General features: G+C 71.8%; 21 protein-coding genes and 1 pseudogene. 15 read left to right on the top strand and 7 right to left on the bottom strand.

The window, feature by feature from the left end; translation table 11 throughout:
- Positions 1 to 60 precede the first annotated feature (60 nt).
- From DDW44_RS26400 to DDW44_RS26390, 3 genes and pseudogenes are all read right to left on the bottom strand, one after another.
- Complete coding sequence (locus tag DDW44_RS26400) at positions 61 to 2,487, bottom strand: MFS transporter (protein ID WP_108907996.1); 2,427 nt, start codon at positions 2,485 to 2,487, stop codon at positions 61 to 63.
- Positions 2,488 to 2,982: 495 nt separating this feature from the next.
- The gene (locus DDW44_RS26395) at positions 2,983 to 3,426 is read right to left on the bottom strand and encodes an SRPBCC family protein (RefSeq protein ID WP_017944381.1); all 444 of its coding nucleotides are present in this window, start codon (positions 3,424 to 3,426) and stop codon (positions 2,983 to 2,985) included.
- A 219-nt stretch (positions 3,427 to 3,645) separates the two neighbouring features.
- Positions 3,646 to 3,879: pseudogene (locus tag DDW44_RS26390) on the bottom strand (VOC family protein); the annotation flags it as partial.
- Positions 3,880 to 3,964: 85 nt separating this feature from the next.
- Between DDW44_RS26390 and DDW44_RS26385 the strand changes: the two are divergent.
- From DDW44_RS26385 to DDW44_RS26370, 3 genes are all read left to right on the top strand, one after another.
- Positions 3,965 to 4,294, top strand: coding sequence for an SCO4225 family membrane protein (locus tag DDW44_RS26385; protein ID WP_108907995.1), 330 nt, complete (start codon positions 3,965 to 3,967; stop codon positions 4,292 to 4,294).
- Positions 4,295 to 4,440: 146 nt separating this feature from the next.
- Positions 4,441 to 4,899: a hypothetical protein gene (locus DDW44_RS33605; RefSeq protein WP_425275703.1), complete on the top strand. Its 459-nt coding sequence runs from the start codon at positions 4,441 to 4,443 to the stop codon at positions 4,897 to 4,899.
- Positions 4,900 to 5,368: 469 nt separating this feature from the next.
- On the top strand, positions 5,369 to 6,958 hold the full coding sequence (locus tag DDW44_RS26370) for an alpha/beta hydrolase (RefSeq protein WP_108907993.1): 1,590 nt from the start codon (positions 5,369 to 5,371) through the stop codon (positions 6,956 to 6,958).
- A 135-nt stretch (positions 6,959 to 7,093) separates the two neighbouring features.
- Here DDW44_RS26370 and DDW44_RS26365 read toward each other — a convergent pair whose 3' ends face one another.
- Complete coding sequence (locus DDW44_RS26365; protein ID WP_017944385.1) at positions 7,094 to 7,669, bottom strand: HEAT repeat domain-containing protein; 576 nt, start codon at positions 7,667 to 7,669, stop codon at positions 7,094 to 7,096.
- Positions 7,670 to 8,288: 619 nt separating this feature from the next.
- Here DDW44_RS26365 and DDW44_RS26360 point away from each other — a divergent pair.
- The 9 genes from DDW44_RS26360 to pssA all read left to right on the top strand — a co-directional run bounded on the left by DDW44_RS26360 (position 8,289) and on the right by pssA (position 19,907).
- Complete coding sequence (locus DDW44_RS26360; protein ID WP_018888848.1) at positions 8,289 to 10,070, top strand: 3-hydroxyacyl-CoA dehydrogenase family protein; 1,782 nt, start codon at positions 8,289 to 8,291, stop codon at positions 10,068 to 10,070.
- Positions 10,071 to 10,365: 295 nt separating this feature from the next.
- Positions 10,366 to 11,196, top strand: a complete 831-nt coding sequence (locus tag DDW44_RS26355) for a TetR family transcriptional regulator (protein ID WP_240800488.1) — start codon at positions 10,366 to 10,368, stop codon at positions 11,194 to 11,196.
- A 950-nt stretch (positions 11,197 to 12,146) separates the two neighbouring features.
- Complete coding sequence (ccrA, locus tag DDW44_RS26350; RefSeq protein WP_018888846.1) at positions 12,147 to 13,484, top strand: crotonyl-CoA carboxylase/reductase; 1,338 nt, start codon at positions 12,147 to 12,149, stop codon at positions 13,482 to 13,484.
- 16 nt (positions 13,485 to 13,500) lie between these two features.
- Positions 13,501 to 15,513, top strand: coding sequence for a protein meaA (locus DDW44_RS26345; RefSeq protein ID WP_108907991.1), 2,013 nt, complete (start codon positions 13,501 to 13,503; stop codon positions 15,511 to 15,513).
- Positions 15,510 to 16,475, top strand: a complete 966-nt coding sequence (locus tag DDW44_RS26340; RefSeq protein WP_017944390.1) for an HpcH/HpaI aldolase/citrate lyase family protein — start codon at positions 15,510 to 15,512, stop codon at positions 16,473 to 16,475. The genes DDW44_RS26345 and DDW44_RS26340 overlap by 4 nt, the downstream gene beginning before the upstream one ends.
- A gap of 3 nt (positions 16,476 to 16,478) precedes the next feature.
- Positions 16,479 to 17,003, top strand: coding sequence for a MaoC family dehydratase (locus DDW44_RS26335; protein WP_017944391.1), 525 nt, complete (start codon positions 16,479 to 16,481; stop codon positions 17,001 to 17,003).
- Positions 17,004 to 17,005: 2 nt separating this feature from the next.
- Positions 17,006 to 18,220: an acyl-CoA dehydrogenase family protein gene (locus DDW44_RS26330; protein WP_018888843.1), complete on the top strand. Its 1,215-nt coding sequence runs from the start codon at positions 17,006 to 17,008 to the stop codon at positions 18,218 to 18,220.
- A 183-nt stretch (positions 18,221 to 18,403) separates the two neighbouring features.
- On the top strand, positions 18,404 to 19,051 hold the full coding sequence (locus DDW44_RS26325) for a phosphatidylserine decarboxylase (protein WP_026164739.1): 648 nt from the start codon (positions 18,404 to 18,406) through the stop codon (positions 19,049 to 19,051).
- A complete protein-coding gene (gene pssA / locus DDW44_RS26320) occupies positions 19,038 to 19,907 on the top strand; it encodes a CDP-diacylglycerol--serine O-phosphatidyltransferase (protein ID WP_170813617.1) in 870 nt (289 codons plus the stop codon). The genes DDW44_RS26325 and pssA overlap by 14 nt, the downstream gene beginning before the upstream one ends.
- Before the next feature lie 414 nt (positions 19,908 to 20,321).
- Here the strand turns inward: pssA and DDW44_RS26315 are convergent, their stop codons facing one another.
- Entirely contained in the window at positions 20,322 to 20,867 is a 546-nt protein-coding gene (locus tag DDW44_RS26315) for an ATP-binding protein (protein WP_108907990.1), read from the bottom strand.
- 166 nt (positions 20,868 to 21,033) lie between these two features.
- Here DDW44_RS26315 and DDW44_RS26310 point away from each other — a divergent pair, with 166 nt between their 5' ends.
- Both DDW44_RS26310 and DDW44_RS26305 read left to right on the top strand, forming a co-directional pair.
- Positions 21,034 to 21,267 (top strand): DUF397 domain-containing protein, encoded by a 234-nt coding sequence (locus DDW44_RS26310; protein ID WP_018888842.1) that lies wholly within the window; start codon positions 21,034 to 21,036, stop codon positions 21,265 to 21,267.
- 92 nt (positions 21,268 to 21,359) lie between these two features.
- Positions 21,360 to 22,262 carry a helix-turn-helix domain-containing protein gene (locus DDW44_RS26305; RefSeq protein ID WP_206307287.1) on the top strand — a complete coding sequence of 301 codons (903 nt, stop codon included), beginning with the start codon at positions 21,360 to 21,362 and terminating at the stop codon, positions 22,260 to 22,262.
- Between the two features lie 125 nt (positions 22,263 to 22,387).
- On the opposite strand, the gene DDW44_RS26300 is transcribed toward DDW44_RS26305, so the two are convergent.
- Both DDW44_RS26300 and DDW44_RS26295 read right to left on the bottom strand, forming a co-directional pair.
- Positions 22,388 to 23,200, bottom strand: a complete 813-nt coding sequence (locus DDW44_RS26300; protein ID WP_108907988.1) for an SAM-dependent methyltransferase — start codon at positions 23,198 to 23,200, stop codon at positions 22,388 to 22,390.
- 241 nt (positions 23,201 to 23,441) lie between these two features.
- Positions 23,442 to 24,575 carry a glycerate kinase gene (locus tag DDW44_RS26295; RefSeq protein ID WP_208648010.1) on the bottom strand — a complete coding sequence of 378 codons (1,134 nt, stop codon included), beginning with the start codon at positions 24,573 to 24,575 and terminating at the stop codon, positions 23,442 to 23,444.
- Between the two features lie 328 nt (positions 24,576 to 24,903).
- Between DDW44_RS26295 and DDW44_RS26290 the strand changes: the two genes are divergently transcribed.
- Positions 24,904 to 25,980: an ADP-ribosylglycohydrolase family protein gene (locus DDW44_RS26290; protein ID WP_108907986.1), complete on the top strand. Its 1,077-nt coding sequence runs from the start codon at positions 24,904 to 24,906 to the stop codon at positions 25,978 to 25,980.
- The last annotated feature ends 50 nt before the right edge of the window (positions 25,981 to 26,030 follow it).

The following is a 26,030-nucleotide window of genomic DNA, read 5'->3' as shown; positions in this document are numbered from 1 at the left end:
TGTTCACGGCCCGGGGGTCCGGATCGGGTTCCGGAACGGGAGCCGCCCGCCCGCGTCCGCTCAGGAGTACGGGTCCTCGTGCCCCAGTTGGAGTTCGCGCTCCGTGCGCCCCCCGGCCGCCACCCTCAGCACCGTCGCCACGGGCGGATAGCCCGCCGCGATGACCGTGTACTCGCCGGACGACAGATCGACGAAGCGGAAGGTGCCCTCGGGGCCCGTGGTGAGGGTGTCGACGACGTTCCCGGCGGCGTCGAGCAGGGTCACCCGGGCGTCCTCGACGGGCCGCCCGCCACCCGCACGCACCGTCCCCCGCAGGACCGCGCCGCCGGCGAGTTCGATGTCCTGGCGGGTCTCCCGGGACGCCTGCACGCTGACGGGCAGGGCCGCGGGGCGGAAGGCCGGGGCGCTCGCCGCGAGGGTGTACTCCCCCGCCACCAGGTCGCCGATCGCGTAGCCGCCCTCCCGGCCGCTGCGGGTGGACGCGACGACTTCGCCCCGCACGTCGGTCAGCGTCACGGCGGCGTCTCGCACGGGGCTGCCGTCGGCGGTGACCACGTTTCCGGCGAGCCGGCCGGCGCCGCCCAGGACGACGTCCAGGTCGACCGGCCGTTCTCCGACGGTGACGGACACGGCCTGCGGCTGGTGCCCGCCGGCCGCGGCGATGAGAACGTACGAGCCGGCCCCGGGAACGCTGAGGGCGTAGCGCCCGTCCTCCCCGCTCGCCCCGCGTCCGACCTGCTGTCCGCGGACGTCGATGAGGGTGAGCGCGGCGCGGGGCACCGTACTGCCGTCGTGGTGCTGGACCGTGCCGCAGACCGGCACGCCCGCGCAGGATGCCGGCGCGGGCGCCGGGGCGCCGGCCGCCGCGCGGGCGCGGGGTACGGACGTGGGCTCGGCGGCCGTGGGGGCGTTGTGGGTCACCAGCGGTTTCTCCTTGAGGAAGAAGGCGAGGATCAGGCCGAGGAGCAGCACCGGCACGAGGTAGAGGAAGATCCGCGGCATCGCGTCGGCGTACGCCTGGATGTATCCGTCCCTGAGGGCGGGCGGCATCGCGTGCACGAGCTGCGGGGTGATGGCCTCGGCCTCCGGCACGCCCTCGGTGGTCGCGGGGACGCGGACGGGCAGGGTGTCGGCCAGCCGGTCGGCGAGGAGCGTGCCGAAGACGGCCGCGCCGACGCTGCCACCGATCTGGCGGAAGTAGTTGCCGGCGCTGGTGGCCGTGCCGAGGTCGGCGGGCGGCACCGAGTTCTGCACCGCCAGGACCAGCACCGGGAGCACCATGCCCAGCCCGATGCCGAGGACCGCCTGCCAGACCGAGTACGTGAAACGGGAGGTGCCGGTCTCCAGACCCGACAGCAGCCACATGCCGACGGCCGCGAGGGCGGTGCCGGCGACCGGATGGAACTTGTAGCGACCGGTGCGGCTGATGAGCTGCCCGGACACGAGCGAGGCGACCACGATGCCGCCCATCATGGGCAGCATCAGCAGCCCGGACTCGGTGGCTCCGGCGCCGTCGACCATCTGCAGGAACGTGGGCAGGTAGCCGGCGGCGCCGAAGAGGGCGACACCCACCACGGCCCCCACGAGACCGGTGACGTTGAAGACGGAGTCGCGGAACAGCCGCAGCGGAAGCACGGGTTCGGGCGCGTGGTGCTCGACGACCAGGAACAGCAGGGCCGTTCCGGCGGCACCCGCGGCGAGGCCGAGGATGACGCGCGAGTCCCAGGCGTACTCGGTCCCGCCCCAGCTGGTCAGCAGGACCAGGCAGGTGGAGGCGGCGGCCAGCAGCAGGGCGCCCAGGATGTCGAACCGGGCCCGCGTGGGCGGCTTGGGCAGTTTCAGCACCACGGCGACCACGGCGAGCGTGACCAGGCCGAAGGGAACGTTGAAGTAGAAGCACCAGCGCCAGGAGAGGTGGTCGGTGAAGAATCCACCGAGGAGCGGCCCGGCGACCGAGGCGAGGCCGAAGGCGGCGCCGATGAGACCCATGTACCGGGCGCGCTCCCTGGCCGGGACGATGTCGGCGATGATCGCCTGCACACCGATGATCAGTCCGCCGGCGCCGATTCCCTGGACGGCCCGGAAGGCGATGAGCTCGTCCATCGTGCGCGACCAGCCGGCCAGTGCCGAGCCGATGACGAACACGACGATGGCGAACTGGAAGACGCCCTTGCGGCCGTAGAGGTCGCCGAGTTTCCCGTACACCGGCAGTCCGACGGTGGCGGTGAGCAGATAGGCGGTGATGGCCCAGGACATCCGGTCCACGCCGCGGAGTTCGCCCACGATCCCCGGCAGCGCGGTCGCCACGATCATCTGCTCCAGGGCGGCGAGGAGCAGGGCGAGCAGCAGACCGAAGAACACCAGCCGGACCCGCCGGGGGCTGAGCGGGGCGGACTCCCCGGCTCCGGCGGCCGGGGGTGCGGGGTGCTCGGGAAGACCGGTCGTCCCGGCGGTCTTCCCGTCCTCCGCCAGAGTGATCCCGCCCACGTACTCTCCCCTCGTCGCGGCTGCGCGGCGCCGTTCTGCGCATTACACGCCAGGAAGGATCAAGCGGGACGCTGGTCGCGAGGAGGGGGCGCAGTGCCGGCGGACGGGGGACCGGGGCGCACAACAGCGGCCCATCAGGCGCTATTCATCGTCCTTGGTGCGCCGGGGGTTTGGCGGAACCGCGGGGAGAACCACTCGATTCGGTGACCCCGCGGGGGCCTGGTCGGAGGGGGAGTTCGCTTCCGGACACGGAAACGCCCCTCCGGAATCCGGCGCGTCGAGGAACACCCGGCCGCTGGGCGCGGCGGCCGCCCCTCGGGCGGGCCCGGCTTGCGGAGGCGCAACGCGTTGGGGGGACGGGCGTACGGAGGAGCACCGGCACCGGCACCGGAAGCGCAGCGTGCGGAGCCACCGGCACGAGGAGGAGCACCGGCACCGGCACCCGGAGGGGTCAGCGCTCTCGGCGCCGACCCCTCCGGACGGTGCCGGCGGAACTCACTTCTCCACTTCGGCGGCCAGCTTCGCGAGGACCTCGTCGTAGATACGGGCGAGGCCCTTGGGGGCGAAGGTGCGCTCGAAGAACCCGCCGATGCCGCCCGCGCCGTTCCAGACGCTGGTCACCACGACCCGGGAGCGGCCCTCGCCGGCAGGCGTCACGGTCCAGGTGGTGACCATCGAGGAGTTGCGGTCCTTCTCGACGAGCTGACCGTCCGTCGGTTCGGTCACCTCGAGGAGGCAGTCACGGACGCGCTTGCTGGTGGCCTGGAGCTTCCAGTGGACCAGGGTGCCCTCGCCGTCGCCGCCCTCGCGCACCTGGTACTCGCTGAAGTGCCCGGGCAGGAGCTTCGCGCGGGTGTCCTTGTAGTCGGCCAGCGCATCGAACACCTTCTCCGCGTCCGCCGCGACGATCCGCTCCGTCGTGGCCTCGACCTGCGCCATCGCTTCTCCTTCAGCACTCGGTTCCTGCGGTGCCGCCAAGCCAACCACCTCCGCCGCGGTCGCCCAAAACCGGGGTCGCCGTGTCACGCGTCAGCCGGCCGGTGCGGTTCGAACCCGACCGGATCGCCGTTCTTCATCTTCGAAGCGGCTCGCTTTTCGTCGTATGAGCAGAGCACGGCCCGGCACCGGCAGCCGGACCGCACGGTACGCGTCCACCGATCAGGGGTGGCGCCCGGCGAGGACGCAGAACTCGTTCCCCTCCGGGTCGACGAGTACGATCCAGCTCTCCTCGCCCTGGCCGACGTCGGCGCGCCGGGCACCGAGGTCGAGCAGGCGACGGACCTCTTCGTCCTGCTCCCTGTCGGCCGGGGAGACGTCCAGATGGAGCCTGTTCTTGACCGTCTTGCCCTCGGGTACGCGGGCGAACGTCAGCGTCGGTGGCACCGGACCAGGCCCGCGGCCCCTTCACGGGGCCGCTGGCCTCTCCGTACCCTCAGTACCACCCCCAAGCCGTTCCACCGAAAGACGGACCACTGCGATGAGCCCGACCGCCCGCCCCTTGCACACCGCGCGTACCCCGCGGAACCTGGCCCTCGGCTACCTGGCCCTGATGGCCGCCGCCGGCGTGGCCCGCGGCATCGCCGGCGCCTCCGGCGACGGCTACCTGGCAGTGCTCTACTTCCTGTCCTTCCCGGGCTCGCTACTGGTCACGGTGTTCGCGATCCTTCCCCTGAACGCCCTCCTCGGGACCTCGGCCCCGGAGACCGCGAACTCCTTCGGCCCGATGGTCTACCTTGTGGGCGGTGCCGCAGTGAACGTCCTCCTGCTGTGGGGCGCGGCGAAGGCAGTACGCCGCCTGCGCCGCTGACGGGAGCCTCGGCCCGAGCGTGGACCTTTCCCGCGCACTTCCCGGACGCGTCCGTCGAGGGCTCGCCGGTATGTGAGCTGGTATCGACGCATCACCCTCGCCATGCTCGCGCACGTCTTCCTGGACGTCGATGACGATGTGCAGGCATCGTCGACCACAACGCTGATGTCGTGCTCGTGTTCTCGCCACCGGACGTTGCCCACGAGCAAGTCCAGTGGTGCATCAAGCAAGGCAAACACGTGGTGGTGGGGACATCCGGCTCCGACGAGCGGTCGCGCTCGCGCCGAAGCGGGTTGCGCCCCTCACCCGATGCCACCTACCGCGACCCACATGGCCTGCGGGGCGGGCGGATCGAGGGAGTCTCCGTACACTCGGTCTTAGTCCGTGGGTTCATGTCATCGCAAGAGGTGCTCAGCAGCCGGCGGGTGACGGCCCCTTCGACGTCCTCGCCGCCAGCCTCCAGTTCGCCGACATCCTCGAACCCCATGGCTTCACATTCGTCGGCACCAACAGCGAAGGCCGCCAGATATCGAAGCGGCCGACCGCAGACGGCGACTCCTCAAGCAGCGCCTACAGCCTGCTCTGTGACGACCACGCGACTGTGAACTGGTCCGAACGCTCCGATCTTCCCGTCGGTGCCCAGCCGTCCAAGCGGAAGCTGACCATCGGCAACCTGCGGGCCCTGCGAATCAACGGTCACACAGGGGCGAGCGACGTCCGACCTAAGGGTGCGCGTTGAACCCGCACCCCTTTGCGCGGGCTGCTCCGCCCGCGCAATCAGCCCATCCCCTGGAGCGGCTCGGTCCGTACCGATCGCGGATCGAGCGGCGCTCTGCCCGGCCGGGCAGAGCGTTACCGGGGCCAGCGTCTACAGGTGCGTGTACTGCTTCGCCCGCAAGACCCACAGCTATCCGGACCTCGACACCGGGCACGGTTTCGACAGCCAGACCCTCCGCCTGCCGCGGATGGCCAAACGGGGGTTTTGACCAACAAAAACGTCAAAAGCGGGTGGCATTGGGGAAACCTGCCCGGGGGCTCTGCCGCCCGGGCGCGCCCCGCCATCCGGGAGGACATGTGAACAGACGGGCAGGAGTGCTGATCACCGTGGGGGCGACGGTGGCCGCACTGGCGACCGGTGTGCCGTCGGCCGCGGACGCGGGCCCCGTGGCCACGCGCTCCGCTGCGCTGGAATGGGCCGGCTGCGCGACCGAGGAGCACCCGAGGCTGGAATGCGCCTCGCTCCAAGTGCCGTTGGACCACGACGCCCCTCAGGGCACGAAGATCACGCTCGCGCTGTCGCGGATCCGGCACACGGCGAAGACCTTCCAGGGCCCCCTGCTGGTCAATCCCGGCGGCCCGGGCGCGTCCGGGCTGAAGACCGCGGGCTTCGTTGCCGCATCCCTGCCCGCCGGCCTGGCGGCGCAGTACGACGTGATCGGCTTCGACCCCCGCGGTGTGGGCAGGTCGCGGCCGGCGCTCGACTGCCGCCCCGGGCACTTCGCACCGGTGCGCCCCGACTCGCTGCCGCGCGACCGGAGGACCGAGTTGGCGAACCTCTCCAGGGCCCGCTCCTTCGCGCTGGGCTGCGCGACCCGGCACCCCGAACTGCTGCCGCATGTGAACACGGTCAGCATGGCGAAGGACCTCGACCTCGTCCGGCAAGCCCTGGGGGCCGCCAGGATCAACTACCTCGGGTACTCCTACGGCACCTACCTCGGCGCCGTGTACGCGAAGTACTTCCCCGGCCGCGTGCGGCGCGCGGTGCTCGACTCCGTGGTCGACCCCGACGCGGTCTGGTACCGCGCCAACCTTGCCCAGAACCCGGGCTTCGACGCACGCCACAAGGCGTTCGCCGCGTGGGTGGCGAAGCACCACACGACGTACCGGCTCGGCAGTGACCCGGCCCAGGTGGAAGCCGCCTGGTACGCGATGCGCGCGGCCCTCGCCGAGACGCCCGTGGGAGGCGAGATCGGCCCGGCCGAACTCGAGGACACGTTCCTGCCGGGCGGCTACTACAACGGCTTCTGGCCGCACCTCGCCGACGCGTTCTCGGCCTTCGCGCGCGGCAGGGACAGCAGGCCGCTCCTGGAGGTGTACCGGGCCTTCGCCGCGGTCGACCGGGAGGGCGACAACGCCTACTCCGTGTACGCGGCCGTACAGTGCCGGGACGCCGCCTGGCCCCGCAGCTGGGAGACCTGGCGCCTGGACAACCGGGCGGCCCACGCCAAGGCCCCGTTCTCCACCTGGAACAACGTCTGGTACAACGCTCCGTGCCTGTTCTGGCCGGTCGCGCCCCTCGGACCGACGGACGTCACCAACGACAAGGTGCCGCCGGTGCTGATCCTCCAGGCCACGGACGACGCGGCGACCCCGTACGAGGGGGCCGTCACCGTCCACCGCAAGCTGCGCGGCTCCCGGCTCGTCGTCGAGCGGGGCGGTGGCAACCACGCCACCTCGCTGAGCGGCAACGCCTGCATGGACCGCCATGTGACGGACTATCTGGCCACCGGGAAACTCCCTCCGGCCGCCCCCACGGGCGAGGTGGACGCCTCCTGCGCGACGGGGAAGGAACCGAGGCCCCTGAAGGAGGGCGTCCGTACCGGAGCGCCGGAGACCGCCAGGGCCGGCGCCGCGCCGTACCGGATCCTCGGTCACCGCGGCTGATGTGACGGGGCACCACCCGGCCCACCTCGATGCCGGGCCGTCGCGGGCCCGGCACCACGAGGGCAACCGGGAGGCGCGCGTCGTGGTGCCCGGGGTGCGCTCGATGCCCGGGACGCGTCAGGCGCCCGGAACGCGTCACGGCAGGCGGCTGAGCGCCGCGGAGGCGGCGGCGGTCAGGCGTGGGTGGGCCAGGGCCGCCTCCAGGACCGGGCGTCCACGCCGGTCGGCGAGTGCGCCCAGCCCTTCCACGCACGCGAGGGCGACGCGCCAGTGCGGATCGCCGGGGGCGAGCCTCCTGCGGAGGACCGTGATGAGCGCCGGGGCGGACTCGGGTGCGCGCAGGGTGGTGAGGAGCCGTACAGGGGTGAGGGCGTAGGCGACGCGCAGTTCGTTGGTGGCGAGCGCGGCGGCGGCCGCGGCGGTACGGGGGTCACCGAGCCTGCTCAGAGCGTACGAGGCGGAAAGGCAGCGGTCCGGGTCGCGGTGGTTGAGCAGCAGTACGAGAGGCTCGAAGGAACGGCGGTCCCCTGCGCAGCCGAGCCGGAAGGCGGCTATCTCCCGTGCCCACAGGGGCAGCTGTGACTGGGTCAGCACGGTGGCCAGTGCGTCGGGATCCGCGATGGCGGTCAGCCGCCGGTGCAGTTCCTCGTCCGCCGGCCCGGCCAGCTCCCGGCGTGTACGGCGGGTCAGATCCTCGAGATCCGCTTCCATGCGAGCAGCCTATGGGGCGCGCCCGGGGCCGGTGGAGCTCTTCGCGGAACGCCGCCCCCGCGGAGGCGGGCGCGGCCGAGGCGGTGCCGGGGACCGACCCGCCGCCCGGTCGGGGCCCGCCCCCCCGTCGCACCGCGGAGCCGGGAGCGCACCGGGACCGCGGCCCATCCCCGGCAGAGCCCGTCGCGTGTGCCCGCCGCGCGCCGAAGGCGCCCGCCGCCCGCCCGCCACCTCGCCACCGTGCGCGTGCCGCGCCCGCCCGCCGCCTCGTCTTCGCCCGGCGCGGTCCGCCGGGAGGCGGCGCACATCACATCCACAGAGGGCTGGCGCGCTCGTTACCCGCGAGTTAATCTCAAGTGAGCGGGCAACACCCGCTCTGCTCTCGGCGGCCTGGTGACGCAGCCGCCGAGGGGTGGCTCCCAGGCCGTACGGCCGGGGAGAGCCGGTCGGTTCGGCAGTTCAGTACGGCGTGACTCCGGGACAGGGTCCGTCGCCAGCTTCATCGCGACACGCATGCCGCCGTCGCCGCGCATCCCTCCGGTCCGCTCCCGCGGGCCGCGCGCCGGCGCCCCGCGGCGCACGCCCTCCCTCAGTCGTCACTCACTCCTGGAGTCCCGTGATGGACACCTCTCTCTCCACCATCGCCGTCGTCGGTCTCGGCACCATGGGCACCGGTATCGCCGAGGTGCTCGCCCGCGCCGGGCGCGAGGTCATCGGCATCGACGTCAGCGAGACCGCGGCACGCCACGCCGTCACCGCCCTCGAAGCGTCCACCGCCCGCGCCGTGCAGCGCGAGCGCCTCACCGAGGAGGAGCGGCGGAACGTCCTGGCCCGCTTCCGTACCTTCTCCGAGCTCCGGGCTGCGGCCGAGGCCGACCTCGTGATCGAGGTCGTGCCCGAGTCGTACGAGCTGAAGCAGCAGGTCTTCCGGGAGCTCGACGCCGTCGTCCGCCCCGGGGCGATCCTCGCCACCGGCACCAACGCGCTGTCCGTGACCCGGCTCGCCGCCGACTCGGCGCACCCCGAGCGGGTCCTCGGCATGCACTTCTTCAACCCGGCCCCCGCGATGCGCCTGGTCGAGGTGGTCTCCTCGGTGCTGACCGCCCCGCAGGCGGTGGAGGCCGTCACCGCGCTCGCCCGGGACCTCGGCAAGGAACCCGTCGCCGTCGGCGACCGGCCCGGCTTCGTCGCGGACGGGCTGCTCTTCGGCTACCTCAACCAGGCAGCCGCCATGTACGAGTCGAAGTACGCCTCCCGCGAGGACATCGACGCCGCGATGAGGCTGGGCTGCGGGCTGCCGATGGGCCCGCTGGCGCTGCTCGACCTGATCGGCGTCGACACGGCCCGGACCGTCCTCGAGGCCATGTACGCCGAGTCCCACGACCGGCTGCATGCCCCCGCGCCGATCCTGAAGCAGCTCAGCGAGGCGGGGCTGACCGGCCGCAAGTCGGGCCGCGGCTTCTACACCTACGAGGCACCGGACAGCGGCACCGTCGTCGCCGACGCGCTGACGCCTCCGGAGGCCGCCTCCTCCGCGGGCGGCCGCCCGGTGGGATCGGTCGGTGTGGCCGGTTCCGGCACGATGGCGAGCGGCATCGCGGAGGTGTTCGCGAAGGCCGGGTACGACGTGGTCCTCGCCGCCCGCGGCCAGGAGAAGGCCGAGAACGCCAAGTCCCGTATCGCCAAGTCGCTTTCGCGCTCCGTCGACAAGGGCCGGATGACCGCCGAGGCCAGGGAGGAGACGCTGGCGCGGATCACGCCGGCCGGCTCGCTGGACGCGTTCGCCGAGGTCGATCTGGCCCTGGAGGCCGTCGCGGAGGACCTGGAGGTCAAGCAGCAGCTGTTCGCGACGCTCGACAAGGTGTGCAAGCCGGGAGCGGTCCTCGCCACCACGACGTCCTCGCTGCCCGTCGTCGCCTGTGCCCGCGCCACCTCGCGGCCCCAGGACGTCATCGGGATGCACTTCTTCAACCCGGCCCCGGCGATGAAGCTGGTCGAGGTGGTCCGTACGGTCCTGACCTCGGACGACGTCCACGCCACGGTCCGCGCGGTGACGGAGAGGATCAGGAAGCACCCGGTGGACTGCGGCGACCGCGCGGGCTTCATCGTGAACGCGCTGCTGTTCCCGTACCTCAACAACGCGATCAAGATGGTGCAGGAGCACTACGCGACCCTCGACGACATCGACGCGGCGATGAAGCTCGGCGGCGGATACCCGATGGGGCCCTTCGAACTGCTCGACGTGGTCGGTCTCGATGTCTCCCTGGCCATCGAGAACGTGCTGCACCGGGAGTTCCGCGACCCGGGTCTGGCCCCGGCACCGCTGCTCGAGCACCTCGTGGCCGCCGGGTGCCTCGGCCGCAAGACGGGGCGCGGCTTCCGCGAATATGCCCGGCGCTGATTCCGGCCGCGCGCACGGAGCGGGCGGCCGGAAGCCGGGAGCGCGGGGCACGGAGCGGGGCGAGGGCGGATCCCGGCAGGGCGGCGGAGGAGCGTTCCGGGAGCCCCTCCCCCGCCCGAAGGGCCCCGAGGGAGGCGCCGCGTCCGGCGACGGGAACGCGGCCGGACGGCAGTCACCGGCCCGCGGACCCGCGGACCCCGGCGTCGGCCGCCCGGCGTGGGGCGGGCTGTTGGACGGAGTGGGCGGCCCGCCCCCTAAGGCGCAGTCCCCTGCTCAGATGCAGTACGTTCAGGGCATGCCCCAGCCCGCTGACGCCCGCCGACCCACCGCCCGGACCTCCTCCGCGCCCGCCACGTCCGACGCCCCCGAGAGCGCCGCGGGCGGCCGCGCAGCCGCCCAGCGGCTCAAGATGCGCCGGGAACTGGCCGCCGCGGCGATGGAACTGTTCGCGACCAAGGGGTACGAGGCGACGACCGTCGACGAGATCGCCGCGGCGGCCGGGGTCGCCCGGCGCACCTTCTTCCGGCACTTCCGTTCCAAGGAAGAGGCGATCTTCCCCGACCACGACGACACGCTGGTGCGGGCCGAGGCGGTGCTCAACGCCGCTCCGGCCCATGAGCACCCGCTGGACACCGTGTGCCGGGGCATCAAGGAAGTCATGAAGATGTACGCGGCGTCGCCCGCGGTGTCCGTCGAGCGGTACCGCCTGACCCGCGAGGTGCCGACGCTGCGGGAGCGGGAGATCGCCTCGGTGGCCCGCTACGAACGCCTGTTCACCCGCTATCTGCTGGGCCACTTCGACGAGCGCGACCACCACGACGGCAACGACGATCCGCTGCTGGCGGAGGTGGCGGCGTCCGCGGTGGTCACCGCCCACAACCACGTGCTGAGGCGCTGGCTGCGGGCGGGGGGCCAGGGCGACGTGGAGGCCCAGCTCGACCACGCCTTCGCCATCGTCCGTGAGACGTTCGGCTCCAACATCGGTGCGGGGCGCGCCGGGGCGGAGCAGTCGCCCGCCACCGGTGAGCCGCGGACGGGCGACGGGGTCCTGGTGGCGGTCGCCCGCACGGACGCCCCGCTGCCCGAGGTGATGCGCACGATCGAGGAGGCTCTGCGCCGCCGCTGACACACCGTCGATCGGGCCGGGGCCGACAGGCGGTGGGCCGAGGCGGGCAGGCGGTGGGCCGGGGCCGACAGGCGGTGGGCCGAGGCGGGCAGGCGGTCGGCCGGGGCAGGCAGACGCTCGGCTGGGGGCGGGCAGACGCTCGGCCGGTCCCGGGCATCCGACGGCACATCGCGGACGTACGCTCCCCGCACACCTCCACGGGGCTCACGGGGCCCCTCGGATGAAGCGGGCGCGGACCAGGCCGGGCGGGAGCCCGTGAAGGTGGTCCGGGCCATGGCCCGCCGCGGCAGGGCCGGGCCGCACCGTACGTCCCGCCCGCGGCGGCGCGTGGGACGGCGGCGTCGCCCAGCGACCCGACCCGCCACCCGACCCGCCCGCGACCCGCGCGCCGCCCCGGCGCGTTCGCGCGTGACCGCGGCGAACCGGCCCGGGCCCCGAACGGGCACCGAGGCCCGGCGGTCGTACCCCGGGGCCGCTCTCACCCGCCCGCCCCGGCCCTCACGTCCATGACACATCCCACACGCCCGTCACCGGGCGAACGCAGCCGGCTGCCCCGAGCGATCAACGCCATCGGCGAGCCGCTGTTTCCGCAGCTCAGCCATCCATTCGATCGATCATCGCTCATCTGTTACGGCGAGATGGCATGTGAGTGAAATTGTTGGCACGCAGTGTCTTGCGGGCTGGCACGGCGTGCCATACGTTGATGTTGTCCGGGCGGCCGGCGTGCAGAGAAGCACCGTACGCCGGCTGTCCCCGCAAGCCTCCCGCTCGCGCGCCCGGACGCCTGCGTCACAGGCAACCTCCCGCGCACACCAGCGCAGCCAGCACCACCCGCCGAACCGACGGCACACCTCCACAGAAGCAGCACTTCCCCTACCTGCCCCTCAGCGCTCTCGCCCGCGAGACGCACTCCCGGCCCCGGGCCGGGGACCATTCGCCGGAGGCACACCGTGAAGGAAATCCTGGACGCGATCCAGTCGCCGGACACCACGTCCGCCGACTTCGCCGCACTGCCGCTCCCCGAGTCGTACCGTGCGGTGACCGTGCACAAGGACGAGACCGAGATGTTCGCGGGACTCACCACGCGCGAGAAGGACCCGCGCAAGTCCCTGCACCTCGACGAGGTCCCGCTTCCCGAGCTCGGGCCGGGTGAGGCCCTGGTGGCCGTGATGGCCAGCTCGGTGAACTACAACTCCGTGTGGACCTCGATCTTCGAGCCTCTGTCGACCTTCGGCTTCCTCGAGCGCTACGGCCGGCTCTCCGAGCTCACCAAGCGCCACGACCTGCCGTACCACATCATCGGCTCCGACCTCGCGGGTGTCGTGCTGCGCACCGGCCCCGGAGTCAACGCCTGGACCCCCGGCGACGAGGTGGTCGCCCACTGCCTCTCCGTCGAGCTGGAGTCCTCGGACGGCCACAACGACACTATGCTCGACCCCGAGCAGCGCATCTGGGGCTTCGAGACCAACTTCGGCGGCCTCGCCGAGATCGCGCTGGTGAAGTCCAACCAGCTGATGCCGAAGCCCAGGCACCTCAGCTGGGAGGAGGCCGCCGCCCCCGGCCTGGTCAACTCGACCGCCTACCGCCAGCTCGTCTCGCAGAACGGCGCGGCGATGAAGCAGGGCGACAACGTCCTGATCTGGGGCGCCAGCGGCGGTCTCGGCAGCTACGCCACCCAGTTCGCGCTGGCCGGCGGCGCCAACCCGATCTGCGTGGTCTCCTCGCCGCAGAAGGCCGACATCTGCCGGTCGATGGGCGCGGAGGCGATCATCGACCGCAACGCCGAGGGCTACAGGTTCTGGAAGGACGAGCGCACCCAGGACCCGAAGGAGTGGAAGCGCTTCGGCAAGCGCATCCGCGAGTTCACCGGCGGCGAGGACATCGACATCGTCTTCGAGCACCCGGGACGCGAGACCTTCGGCGCCTCCGTCTACGTCACCCGCAAGGGCGGCACCATCACCACCTGCGCCTCGACCTCGGGCTACATGCACGAGTACGACAACCGCTACCTGTGGATGTCGCTGAAGCGCATCATCGGCTCCCACTTCGCCAACTACCGCGAGGCCTGGGAGGCCAACCGCCTCATCGCCAAGGGCAAGATCCACCCCACCCTGTCGAAGGTGTACCCGCTGGAGGAGACCGGCCAGGCCGCCCACGACGTCCACCGCAACGCGCACCAAGGCAAGGTCGGCGTCCTCTGCCTGGCGCCCGAGGAGGGCCTGGGCGTGCACGACGAGGAGATGCGCGCCAGGCACCTCGACGCCATCAACCGCTTCCGGAACATCTGAGTCAGAGGTCCGTCAGATGACAGAGCGTCAGAAGGACCGGCCGTGGCTCATGCGCACATACGCCGGTCACTCCACGGCCGAGGCGTCCAACGAGCTGTACCGGCGGAACCTGGCCAAGGGCCAGACCGGTCTGTCGGTCGCGTTCGACCTGCCGACGCAGACCGGCTACGACCCCGACCACGTCCTCGCCCGCGGCGAGGTCGGCCGGGTCGGGGTGCCGGTCTCGCACCTCGGTGACATGCGGCGGCTGTTCCAGGGCATCCCCCTGGAGCAGATGAACACCTCCATGACCATCAACGCCACCGCCATGTGGCTGCTGGCGCTCTACCAGGTGGTCGCGGAGGAGCAGGGCGCCGACGTCACCAGGCTCCAGGGGACGACGCAGAACGACATCGTCAAGGAGTACCTGTCGCGCGGGACGCACGTCTTCCCGCCCGGTCCGTCGCTGCGGCTGACCACCGACATGATCACCTACACGGTGGCGAACATCCCCAAGTGGAACCCGATCAACATCTGCAGCTACCACCTGCAGGAGGCCGGGGCCACCCCCGTCCAGGAGATCGCCTACGCGATGTCCACGGCGGTGGCCGTCCTGGACGCGGTGCGCGACTCCGGCCAGGTGCCGCCGGAGAAGTTCGGCGATGTCGTCGCCCGGATCTCCTTCTTCGTGAACGCGGGCGTCCGCTTCGTCGAGGAGATGTGCAAGATGCGCGCCTTCGGCCGCATCTGGGAGAAGATCACCAGCGAGCGCTACGGCATCGAGAACCCCAAGCAGCGGCGCTTCCGCTACGGGGTCCAGGTCAACTCGCTCGGGCTGACCGAGGCCCAGCCGGAGAACAACGTCCAGCGCATCGTCCTCGAGATGCTGGCCGTGACGCTCTCCAAGGACGCCCGTGCCCGCGCCGTCCAGCTCCCCGCGTGGAACGAGGCGCTCGGCCTGCCCCGCCCCTGGGACCAGCAGTGGTCGCTGCGCATCCAGCAGGTCCTCGCCCACGAGAGCGACCTGCTGGAGTACGAGGACATCTTCGCCGGCTCGCACGTGATCGAGGCCAAGGTGGACGCCCTCGTCGGGGACTCGCTCGCGGAGATCGAGCGCATCCAGGAGATGGGCGGCGCCATGGCCGCCGTCGAGTCCGGCTATCTGAAGTCGCATTTGGTGGCCTCGCACGCGGAGCGGCGGGCCCGGATCGAGGCCGGCGACGAGAAGATCGTCGGGGTCAACATCTTCGAGACCACCGAGCCCAACCCGCTCACCGCGGACCTCGACACCGCGATCATGACGGTGGACCCGGCGAACGAGGCCCGGGTCGTGGCCGCGCTCCACGAGTGGCGCGACAACCGGGACGAGAGCCGGGCCCAGGACGCCCTGGCGGCGCTCAAGGCCGCGGCGGCGGGCGACGCGAACCTGATGGCCGCCACGGTCGAGTGCGCCCGCGCCGGCGTCACCACCGGCGAGTGGGCGTGGGCGCTCCGGGACGTCTTCGGCGAGTTCCGCGCCCCCACCGGCGTGTCGTCGGCACCGGTGGCCGTGGCCGCCGAGCAGGGCACCCCGCTCGCCCTCGTCCGCGAGAAGGTGTCCCGCACCGCCGACGAACTCGGCTCGGGCCGGCTGCGGCTGCTGGTCGGCAAGCCGGGACTGGACGGGCACTCCAACGGCGCCGAGCAGATCGCCGTGCGGGCGCGCGACGCCGGCTTCGAGGTGGTCTACCAGGGCATCCGGCTCACGCCGGAGCAGATCGTCAGCGCCGCCCTCGCGGAGGACGTGCACTGCGTCGGCCTGTCGATCCTGTCCGGGTCCCACGCCGAGCTGGTGCCCGACGTGCTGGAGCGTCTGCGAGAGGCGGGCGCCGCCGACATCCCGGTGATCGTCGGCGGGATCATCCCGAACGGCGACGCCGAGGACCTGAGGCGTGCGGGTGTGGCCGCCGTCTTCACCCCGAAGGACTTCGGCATCACGGAGATCATCGGCCGTATCGTCGACGAGATCCGCCAAGCGAACAAGCTCGACCCCCTGGAGGTCCCCGCATGACAAGCCCCGTCAACCGGCTGCGCCCGCGCCGTTCCTGCCTCGCGGTGCCCGGTTCGAACCCGCGTTTCCTGGAGAAGGCCCAGGGGCTGCCTGCCGACCAGGTCTTCCTGGACCTCGAGGACGCCTGCGCCCCGCTCGCCAAGCCGGAGGCCCGGCACACCGTCGTGAAGTTCCTGAACGAGGGCGACTGGACGGGCAAGACGCGCGTCGTGCGGGTCAACGACTGGACGACCCACTGGACGTACCGGGACGTGGTCACGGTCGTCGAGGGCGCGGGCCAGAACCTCGACTGCATCATGCTGCCGAAGGTCCAGGACGCCCAGCAGATCGTCGCGCTCGACCTGCTGCTGACGCAGATCGAGAAGACGATGGGCTTCGAGGTCGGCAAGATCGGCATCGAGGCGCAGATCGAGAACGCCCAGGGCCTCAACAACGTCAACGCGATCGCCCAGGCGTCGCCGCGCGTCGAGACGATCATCTTCGGCCCCGCCGACTTCATGGCCTCCATCAACATGAAGTCGCTGGTCGTCGGGGAGCAGCCGCCCGGCTACCCGGCGGACGCCTACCACTACATCCTGATGAAGATCCTCATGGCCGCCCGCGCCAACGACCTGCAGGCGATCGACGGCCCCTACCTCCAGATCCGCAACATCGACGGCTACCGCGAGGTCGCGCGGCGTGCCGCGGCGCTGGGCTTCGACGGCAAGTGGGTGCTCCACCCGGGCCAGGTCGAGGCGTCCAACGAGATCTTCTCCCCCTCCCAGGAGGACTACGACCACGCGGAGCTGATCCTGGACGCGTACGACTACTACACGTCCGAGGCCGGCGGGAAGAAGGGCTCCGCGATGCTCGGCGACGAGATGATCGACGAGGCCAGCCGCAAGATGGCCCTGGTGATCTCCGGCAAGGGCCGGGCCGCCGGGATGACCCGTACCTCGAAGTTCGAAGCCCCGGAGGCCTGAGCGATGCAGTTCGGACGCACCTACGAGGAGTTCGAGGTCGGGGCGGTCTACAAGCACTGGCCCGGGAAGACGGTCACCGAGTACGACGACCACCTCTTCTGCCTCCTGACGATGAACCACCACCCCCTCCACATGGACGCGAACTATGCGGAGCGGACGACGGACTTCGGGAAGAACGTCGTCGTGGGCAACTACGTGTACTCGCTGCTGCTCGGCATGTCCGTGCCGGACGTGTCGGGCAAGGCCATCGCCAACCTGGAGATCGAGTCGCTGCGGCACGTGGCGCCGACCTTCCACGGCGACACGATCTACGGCGAGACGACCGTCCTCGACAAGACCCCGTCGAGGTCGAAGAACGACCGCGGGATCGTCTACGTCGAGACCAAGGGCTACAAGCAGGACGGCACGCTGGTGTGCGTGTTCCGCCGCAAGGTGATGGTCCCCACCGAGACGTACATCAAGGAGCGCGGCGGAGAGCAGCCCGGCCGCCCGGAGCTGATCGAGCCCACGAAGAAGGCGGAGAAGTAGCCATGGCACGACTCGCCCAGACCCCCGGTCTGACCGACGTCCAGCAGGAGATCCTGTCGACGGTCCGCGCGTTCGTCGACAAGGAGATCATCCCGGTCGCCACCGAGCTGGAGCACCGCGACGAGTACCCGCAGCAGATCGTCGACGGCCTGAAGGAGCTCGGCCTCTTCGGCCTGATGATCCCCGAGGAGTACGGGGGGCTGGGCGAGTCCCTGCTGACGTACGCGCTGTGCGTGGAGGAGATCGCCCGGGGATGGATGTCCGTGTCGGGCATCATCAACACGCACTTCATCGTGGCGTACATGCTGAAGCAGCACGGCACGCCGGAGCAGAAGGAGTACTTCCTCCCCCGGATGGCGGCCGGCGAGGTGCGCGGCGCGTTCTCGATGTCCGAGCCGGGGCTCGGCTCGGATGTGTCGGCCATCACGTCCAAGGCGGTGAAGGACGGCGACGAGTACGTCCTCACCGGCCAGAAGATGTGGCTGACCAACGGCGGCACGTCGACGCTGGTGGCCGTGCTGGTCCGGAGTGACGAAGGACACGACCCCTCGGAGACGGCGGCGGCCCCGCACCGGTCGATGACGACCTTCCTCGTCGAGAAGGAGCCCGGCTTCGGGGAGGTGCGGCCCGGCCTGACCATCCCCGGGAAGATCGACAAGATGGGCTACAAGGGCGTCGACACGACCGAGCTCATCATGGACGGACTGCGCGTTCCGGCCGATCGCGTCCTCGGCGGCACGACCGGCCGAGGGTTTTACCAAATGATGGACGGAGTCGAGGTCGGCCGCGTCAATGTGGCGGCGCGTGGCTGCGGCGTCGCTCAGCGCGCCTTCGAGCTGGGCATCGGATACGCCCAGCAGCGTCACACGTTCGGAAAGCCGATCGCCCAGCACCAGGCCATCCAGTTCAAACTCGCCGAGATGGCCACCAAGGTCGAGGCGGCCCATGCGATGATGGTGAGCGCGGCCCGCAAAAAGGACTCCGGGGAGCGAAACGACCTGGAGGCGGGGATGGCGAAGTACCTCGCCTCCGAGTACTGCAAGGAAGTCGTCGAGGACGCCTTCCGGATCCACGGCGGTTACGGCTTCTCCAAGGAGTACGAGATCGAGCGCCTCTACCGGGAGGCCCCGATGCTGCTGATCGGCGAAGGTACCGCCGAGATCCAGAAAATGATCATCGGGCGCCGGCTCCTCGAGGAATACCGGCTCCAGGGCTGAATCGAGGCTTTTGAGTCGGTTCGGCCGCGAAGAAGATCACATTCCGGCAGCCTTTGCCGAAGGCTTCCGGCCGACCGACTCGGCTTCTGGCTTTCCCAGTTGCGCCCCGCAACCGATAGCATCGCCAGAAAGCCGCCGTCCTCCTTGTTGCCAGCGCGGCATCATCCGCTACGAAGGTCATCCATGCCCCACAGCCAAACCTCTGCACCTCGCGGCCGCGTCCGCCTCGCGCGCGGAGCATCGCCGTGGCTCCTGCCGACCGTCGCGACCGCGGCGCTCAGCCTGGCGCGTGCGCGCCGGTCGAGGCGCGCCGCGGCCATCGCCGTGCCCACCACCGCACTCGCGGCGGGCATGCTGTGGTTCTTCCGCGACCCCGAGCGCGAGATCGCCCAGGGCCGGGTCATCTCCCCGGCCGACGGTGTGGTGCAGAGCATCATGCCGTGGAAGGACGGGCGCACCCGTGTCGCCATCTTCATGAGCCCGCTGAACGTCCACGTCAACCGTGCTCCGCTCGCCGGCACGGTGACCTCCGTCGAGCATGTGCCCGGCGGCTTCGTTCCGGCGTTCAACAAGGAGAGCGAGAACAACGAGCGCGTCGTCTGGCACTTCGACACCGAGCTCGGTGACATCGAGATGATCCAGATCGCCGGCGCCGTCGCGCGCCGCATCGTTCCGTACATCCCGCAGGGCACCAAGGTCGAGCAGGGCGAGCGCATCGGCCTCATCCGCTTCGGCTCGCGCGTCGACATCTACCTCCCGGAGGGTGTCGAGCCCGGCGTCGAAGTCGGCCAGGTCACGACCGCGGGGGTGACTCGCATTGACCGTGATTGATCCCGACGCACAGGCGGGCTGGGCCGACGGGGCCGAGCCCCGGTCCGGCGCGGCCGACGAGGCGGAGGAGATGCCCCTCTCGCTGCGACTGTCGATAGCGGACACCCTCACTCTCGGTAACGCCACCTGCGGATTCATGGCGGTGTACTTCACCACCACCGGAATCCTGATCCCGCACCTCGTCGGCAGCGGCGAGAGCGGCATGGCGCGGCACTCCGCCGCGACCGCGGTGATCCTCATGCTGTGCGCCGCGGTCTTCGACCTGTTCGACGGGCTGGTGGCGCGCAAGCTGCGCAGCAGCCCGATGGGCGCGGAGCTGGACAACCTCTCGGACCTGATCAGCTTCGGGCTGGCCCCGGCGTACTTCGTGCTGGTCTACGGCATGGTCGCCGACGACGCCCACCAGAAGGTCTCGGCGGTGGCCGCGATCGTGGTCCTGCTGGCGGTCGTGCTGCGCCTGGCCAGGTTCTCGTGCGTGACGATGAAGGACGGCATGTTCCAGGGCATGCCGAGCCCCTTCGGCGCGCTGACGGTCGTGTCGATCGTGCTGCTGGAGCTTCCCTTCATCCCGACGCTGCTCGCGATCATCGGCGCGGCCTGGCTGATGGTGAGCCGGGTCGAGTACCCGAAGCCGCGCGGCAAGCTGGCGGTCGCGATGCTCAGCTGGATCGTGGGGGCGATGGGGCTGCTGGCCGCGTGGGCCTTCGACGCGCCGGGCGGCCAGCTGCTGCTGCAGACCGGCTGCGCGCTGCAGATCGTGCTGGCTGCGACGATTCCGCTGTTCGCGACCGCCCGGCGGGTGAACACCTTCCGGGACAACCGGCGCGAGGCACGGGCTTCGGCACAGCTTCCGTAGCCATCCTTCCCAGGGCATGACACAGGGGCCCGGGGCGCATGCGACGCATGCGCCCCGGGCCCCTCGCCGTGCGGAGCGGCGGTGACCGCCACGGGGGCGGGCGACGGCCGCCGTGGACGGGGACGGCATCGCCGTAGCCGTAGCCGGGGCCGGGGCCGGGGTCACCGTGGACGGGGCCGGGGCCGGGCCGGGGCCGGGGACGGGCCACCGCGGCCGGGGCCGGGGAACGACGGACGGTCCGGACGGGTACGGGAGCTCCGGGCCGGCCCCGGCTCCCCCTCGGTGACGGGATGGAGGGAAGCGTGAGCGGGGGCCGTGACGGGCCCCTCCTGGGCGGGCGCATGCCGACCCACGCACGCAGCGCAGGGACCCGGCGGACCGGCCGATGAGGGGGCCCGGCGGTGCGCCGCGGGCTCAGTCCCGGCCGGGCAGGGCCAGGCTCGCCCACACGGTCTTGCCCCTGGGCTCGGTGAGCGACCAGGACCAGCTCTCGCTCAGCGCGCCGACCAGTTCGAGGCCGAAGCCGCCGAGGTCGGCGGAGTCGGCGTCGCTCCGGCCGGGCGGTTCCGGGCTCGGGTCCGCGACCGAGCAGACGACATGGCTCGGGTGGCGGACGAGCCCCAGCCACAGGGGGTAGTCGACGGGGGGCTCCTGGGGTTCGGCGGCGAGCGCGTGCCGGACGGCACCGGTCACCAGCTCGCTGACGACCAGCGTCATGTCCGCCACCAGGAGCGGCAGTTCCCAGGAGTGCAGGGTGTGGGCGGCGAACCGCCGGGCCTGGCACGGATTCCGGAGGCTGCCGTCCAGCCCGCAGGCGGCGAAACCGCCGAGCGGCGGAAGTCCCTCCAGGACGGGATCCTGGGGTGTGGCACGAGGGCTGTCGGGCAGCGGTTTCGCGCCGAATCGCTGGATCGCGCGCCGACTCCCGTGCCCGGCCGTCGTGGTGGAGATGGTTGACACGTGAATCGTCACTGGTCATGTCCCCCTGCAGGCCTGGGTGTTCAACGCTGCGGCAACCGGTGCCGACCGAGTATTGTCGAGCCGCCCCCGGAAATGCAATTGCATCTGGGATTGCACTGACCGATACGGGCCGAACGCGCGTGCGAACGAAGAGGGGTTGTTGGGGATGGAGTTCACCAATGGCATGCCGGCGGGGCAGCTCGGCTCGGTGACATGGATCAAGAGCAGCCACAGCAATGCCACCGGCAACTGCGTGGAACTGGCAGCACTCCCCGGTGGACGGGTGGCCGTACGCAACTCCCGTGACCCGCACGGGCCCGCCCTCGTCTATACGCGGGACGAGGTGGAGGCCTTCGTCGCCGGGGCACGTGGCGGCGAGTTCGATGACGTGATTGGCTGAAAACGAGGCGCTCACCGTGCAGTTGGCCGTGGCTCACACCCGGATGTACGGGATAGTCTCGACGTCTTCTCAAGAGTCCGCAGGAGCGCACGATGGCTGCAGCAGAACCGAGCCCGTCGTTGTTCGCCGGGCCGCTGGGAGCGGTCGAGAGCAACCCGACCGCCCTCAAGGTGATCCTGGGTGGCAAGCTGCGCGAGCTGCGCACGGCCGCCGGGCTCGACCCCTCCGCCGTCGACGAGCGCCTGGGCTTCTCCCGTTCCAAGACCAGCCGCATCGAACTGGGCAGGCACGGCTGCAAGCCGGCCGACGCCGTCGCCCTGCTGTCGCTCTACGGGGTCGACGGGGAGGAGAGCGTCGCCGAGTTCCTGCGGCTCGTGGAGCAGTCGCGGCGCAGTGACTGGTGGCGCAGCTTCAGCGACGTCCTGTCGGACTTCTTCGCCCCGCTGGTCGCCCTGGAGGGCGCGGCGGCGACCATCCGCACCTACGAGCCCTTCTACGTGCCCGGGCTGCTGCAGACCTCCGCCTACGCCCGCGCGGTCGTCGAGTCGGGGCCCGCTCGGCTCTACGCCCACGACGTGGACCGCCGGGTCGAGCTGCGCCAGGCACGGCAGCGCCAGCTCGACCAGCCCGACGCGCCCCGGCTGTGGGCGGTGATCGACGAGTCCGTGCTGCTGCGCACGGTCGGCGGCCCGAAGGTGATGCGCGAGCAGCTCGAGCATCTGATCGCGGCGATGCGGGAGCCCCGGATCACGCTGCAGATCGCACCCCTGGACGTGACGGCCTCGGTGGGCGTCGGCACGGGAGTGACCTATCTGCGCTTCGCGCTGAACGATCTGAAGGACGCCGTCTACATCGAGCACCTGACCGACAGCACCTTCAGCCAGAAGCCCCATGTCGTGGAGCAGTACCGGGACATGCTGGACCGCCTCGGCGCCTGCGCGCTCACCCCGAAGCGGTCGCTGGCCCTCATCGAGGAGCGGCTGAACGCGCTCTGAGGGTTCCTCCCGCCCACGGACCCGGGCGCGCGGCCCCCGGCGAACCGCCCACCGCCGTCGCCCCGTCGGGCGGGGGCCGCGGGCCGGAACGCCGCGGCCGCCGCCCGGCCGGTACGGGGCGGGGGTCAGACCAGGCGGCCGACGCCGCCCCACTCGATCCACTCGTCGGTCTGCTGCACCGGGGCGAGTTCGGTGTCCGGCCGCCAGGTGGAGACCTCCACCAGACCCGGCTCCAGGATCTGCAGGCCGTGGAAGAACTCCGTCACCTCGCGCTCCTCACGGACCCGGCCCCAGTGCCCGCCGGTGGCCTCCGCCATGAAGTCCGTGACGAATTTGCGGATCTCGGGGCGATCGCTGACCAACTGACAGACCACCAGGAAGCTTCCCGGCACCAGGCGTTCGGCGACCCGGCGGACGAGACCGGCCGGATCGTCCTCGTCCGGGATGCAGTGCAGCACCGACACGAACAGGGCGGCGACCGGCTTGCCGAAGTCGATCAGCCGGGTGGTCTCCTCGTGGCCGAGGATGCCGTCGGTGTCCCGCATGTCGGCCTGGATGACCGCGGTGCGGTCGTTCTCCTCCAGCAGCGCCCTGCCGTGCGCCAGCACGATGGGGTCGTTGTCGACGTACACCACCCTCGACTCCGGGTCGACGGCCTGGGCTATCTGGTGGACGTTGTTCTGGGTCGGCAGGCCCGACCCGTGGTCGACGAACTGCCGGATGCCGTAGTCGTCGGCGAGCGTGCGCACGACGCGCTGCAGGAAGCGCCGGTTGTTCACGGCGAGCACCTTGCTGCTCGGCACCTGCTTCAGCAGCTGCTCGCAGGCGTCGCGGTCGGACTGGTAGTTGTCGTCGCCCCCCAGGAGGTAGTCGTACATGCGCGCCACGCTGGGCACCTTGGTGTCGATGGCGTCGGGGCTCCACGACTCGCCGTGCATCCAGTCCTCATTCACGTCATCGGGAAATCGGGTCGGGTAGGACGCACATGCTAGGGAGCGGTGGGGGACGGGTACAGGGCCGTACGAGCGACCCGGACCGGCGACAGCCGTCTTTCGGCCACTCGCCGTGCGCTCCCCCTCCTCCCCCGGGCCCCGACGCCCCGGTGACGGGCGGCCCCACGGAACGGTCGGGGGCCTCAAGGGCCCCCGCGGGCCGCCCCGACCGGCCGCCGGGACGCGGTCAGGAGAGGAAGTCCCTCGCGACCGACTCCGCGACCCGCTCCAGCAGGGGGCCCGCCTGGGCCATACAGGCAGCCGGGTCGGGCTCCAGCTCCAGCAGCGCGTAGGCGCGGGCGATACCGGCGCCGGTGAGCGCGTCCTCGGTGAGCGCCAGCCGCCCGCAGACCGCGACGACGTCGACGCCCTTCGCGCGGGCCGCCGCGGCGACACCGGCCGGGGCCTTGCCGTGCAGGGTCTGCTCGTCCAGGGAGCCTTCACCGGTGACGACCAGGGTCGCCCGGGACAGCGCGTCGGCGAAGCCGAGGATGTCGAGCATCACCTCGATACCCGGCCGGAAGACCGCGCCGAGGGCGACCAGCGCGCCGTAGCCGATACCGCCGGCCGCGCCCGCGCCCGGCAGCTCGGCCTGCTCGGGGCCGAGAACCGAGGCGTACCGGGCGAGTGCGGCGTCCAGGGCGGCCACGTCCTCGGCGGAGGCGCCCTTCTGCGGCCCGAAGACGGCGGGCGCGCCCTTCGGGCCGGTCAACGGGTTGTCGACGTCGCTGGCGAGGATCAGCTCCACGTCCTCGAAGCGGGCGTCCAGCCCGGACAGGTCCGCGGTCGCCACGCCGATCAGCGCGCCGCCGCCGGGCCCGACCGGTTCGCCGTCCGCATCCAGGAATCGTGCGCCCAGCGCGGCCAGCATCCCCGCGCCACCGTCCGTCGTGGCACTGCCGCCGACGCCGAACACGATCGTCCGCGCGCCCGCGTCCAGGGCGGCGCGCAGCAGCTCACCCGTGCCGTGGGTGGTCGCCGTGAGCGGCGCGAAGACGCCGTCGGGCAGGTGCCGCAGGCCGGAGGCCTCGGCCATCTCCACCACGGCGGTGGTGCCGCGCAGGGCGTACGCAGCCGTCACGGGCTCGCCGAGCGGGCCGGTCACCTCGGCCCGGCGGCGTTCGAACCCGGCCGCCACGGCCGCGGCGACGGTGCCGTCACCGCCGTCGGCGACCGGCAGGGTCTCCACCTCGAGCCCCGGGAGGGCCCGCCGCAGCCCCGCGGTCACCCGCTCCGCGACCTGCCCGGCCGTGAGCGAGCCCTTGAACTTGTCCGCCGCCACGAGCACCCGTGGGGCCTTAACTGCTCCGTCCGCCACCATCAATCCCTTGCTTTCGAACAGGCAGTCGCGCCGCCTCGACCCTATCCGCAGCGGACACCTTTGGAAAGCGGACAGTATTGGACCTATTCCACTTCCGGTCCACGACACGGCGGGGAAGCCCGCCGGGAAGCCGTGGAGCGCCCCGGTCCCGAGTCGGCCCCTCCCCCGCAGGGCAGGCGCCCGGGCCCGACGGCGCGACCGTCCACCGGGCGCACCGGCGATCCCGGCTGCCGGACGGCGGCGGGAGAAGGCCCGCTCCGGCGCCGCCGCGGCGACCCGCGGACGGGCCTCCCCGGTCCACGGGCCGCGAGGGGGTAGAACCCGGGTCATGACGCCTCCAGGCACCCCCCAGGGCCCCACGACGGCCGACCGCATCCTCGGCGGCTGGCTGGGCCGGATCGCGGGCAACATGCTCGGCAAGCCGGTCGAGCGCGGCGACTACTGGACGCGTGACCGGATCGACCGCTATCTGAGGGTCACCGGCGCGCTGCCGCTCACCGACTACCTCCCCGAGCCGCCTCCCGGCACGTCCGCGGAGTTCGAGCTGCGCCCGGAGTGGCGGGAGTGCGTGCGCGGCCGGATCCACGGCAGCTGCCGCGACGACGACGTGGACTACGCGATCCTCGGCCTGCACCTGCTGGAGACCCACGGCTTCGCCTTCACCACCGAGCAGGTCGGCGAGCTGTGGCTGCTGCGGATGCCCTACCTGCAGACCTTCACGGCCGAGCGGGCCGCGTACCGGAACCTGACCGCCGGGCTGAAGCCGCCGCTGACGGCCACCTACGACAACCCGTACCAGGAGTGGATCGGCGCGCTGATCCGCGCCGACGTGTTCGGCTGGACCAGTCCCGGCGACCCGGTGCGCGCCGCTTCGCTCGCCCGCCGGGACGCCGTGCTGTCGCACACGGGCAACGGGGTGTACGCAGCGATGTGGGCGGCGGCGCTGGTCGCCGCGGCCTTCACCGCCGCCGACGCGCGGGAGGCGATCGAGGCCGCCCTCGCCGGGATTCCGGCGAGCAGCAGGTTCGCCCGTGCCGTCCGCAGGACGACGGCCCTGTACGACGCGGGCGTGCCCTGGTCCGCCGCCCTGGACGAACTCGACCGGGAGGCCGGGCGCCTCGGCTGGATCCACGCCGTGCCGAACGCCGGTGTCATCACGGCCGGACTGCTCTACGGCGAGGGGGACTTCACCTCCACCATCGCACTGACCGTGCGCGGCGGGCTGGACACCGACTCCAACGGGGCGACGGCGGGCTCGGTGGCCGGGGTGCTGTGCGGTGCCGCCGCCATTCCCCCGCAGTGGACGCATCCGCTGGAGGACCGGGTGCGCAGCGCCGTGTTCGGTTTCGACGGCACCCGCATCGGTGAACTCGCGGACCGGACCGCTCGGCTGGCCTCGGCCTGACCGGACGGCACCTCCCGGCGCTCCCGCCGGCCGGAGACCCGATACCGGAC

Origin of the sequence: Streptomyces tirandamycinicus, from assembly GCF_003097515.1 — a bacterium.
Taxonomy (GTDB): domain Bacteria; phylum Actinomycetota; class Actinomycetes; order Streptomycetales; family Streptomycetaceae; genus Streptomyces; species Streptomyces tirandamycinicus.
This window is presented reverse-complemented; position numbering and strand designations above follow the sequence as displayed.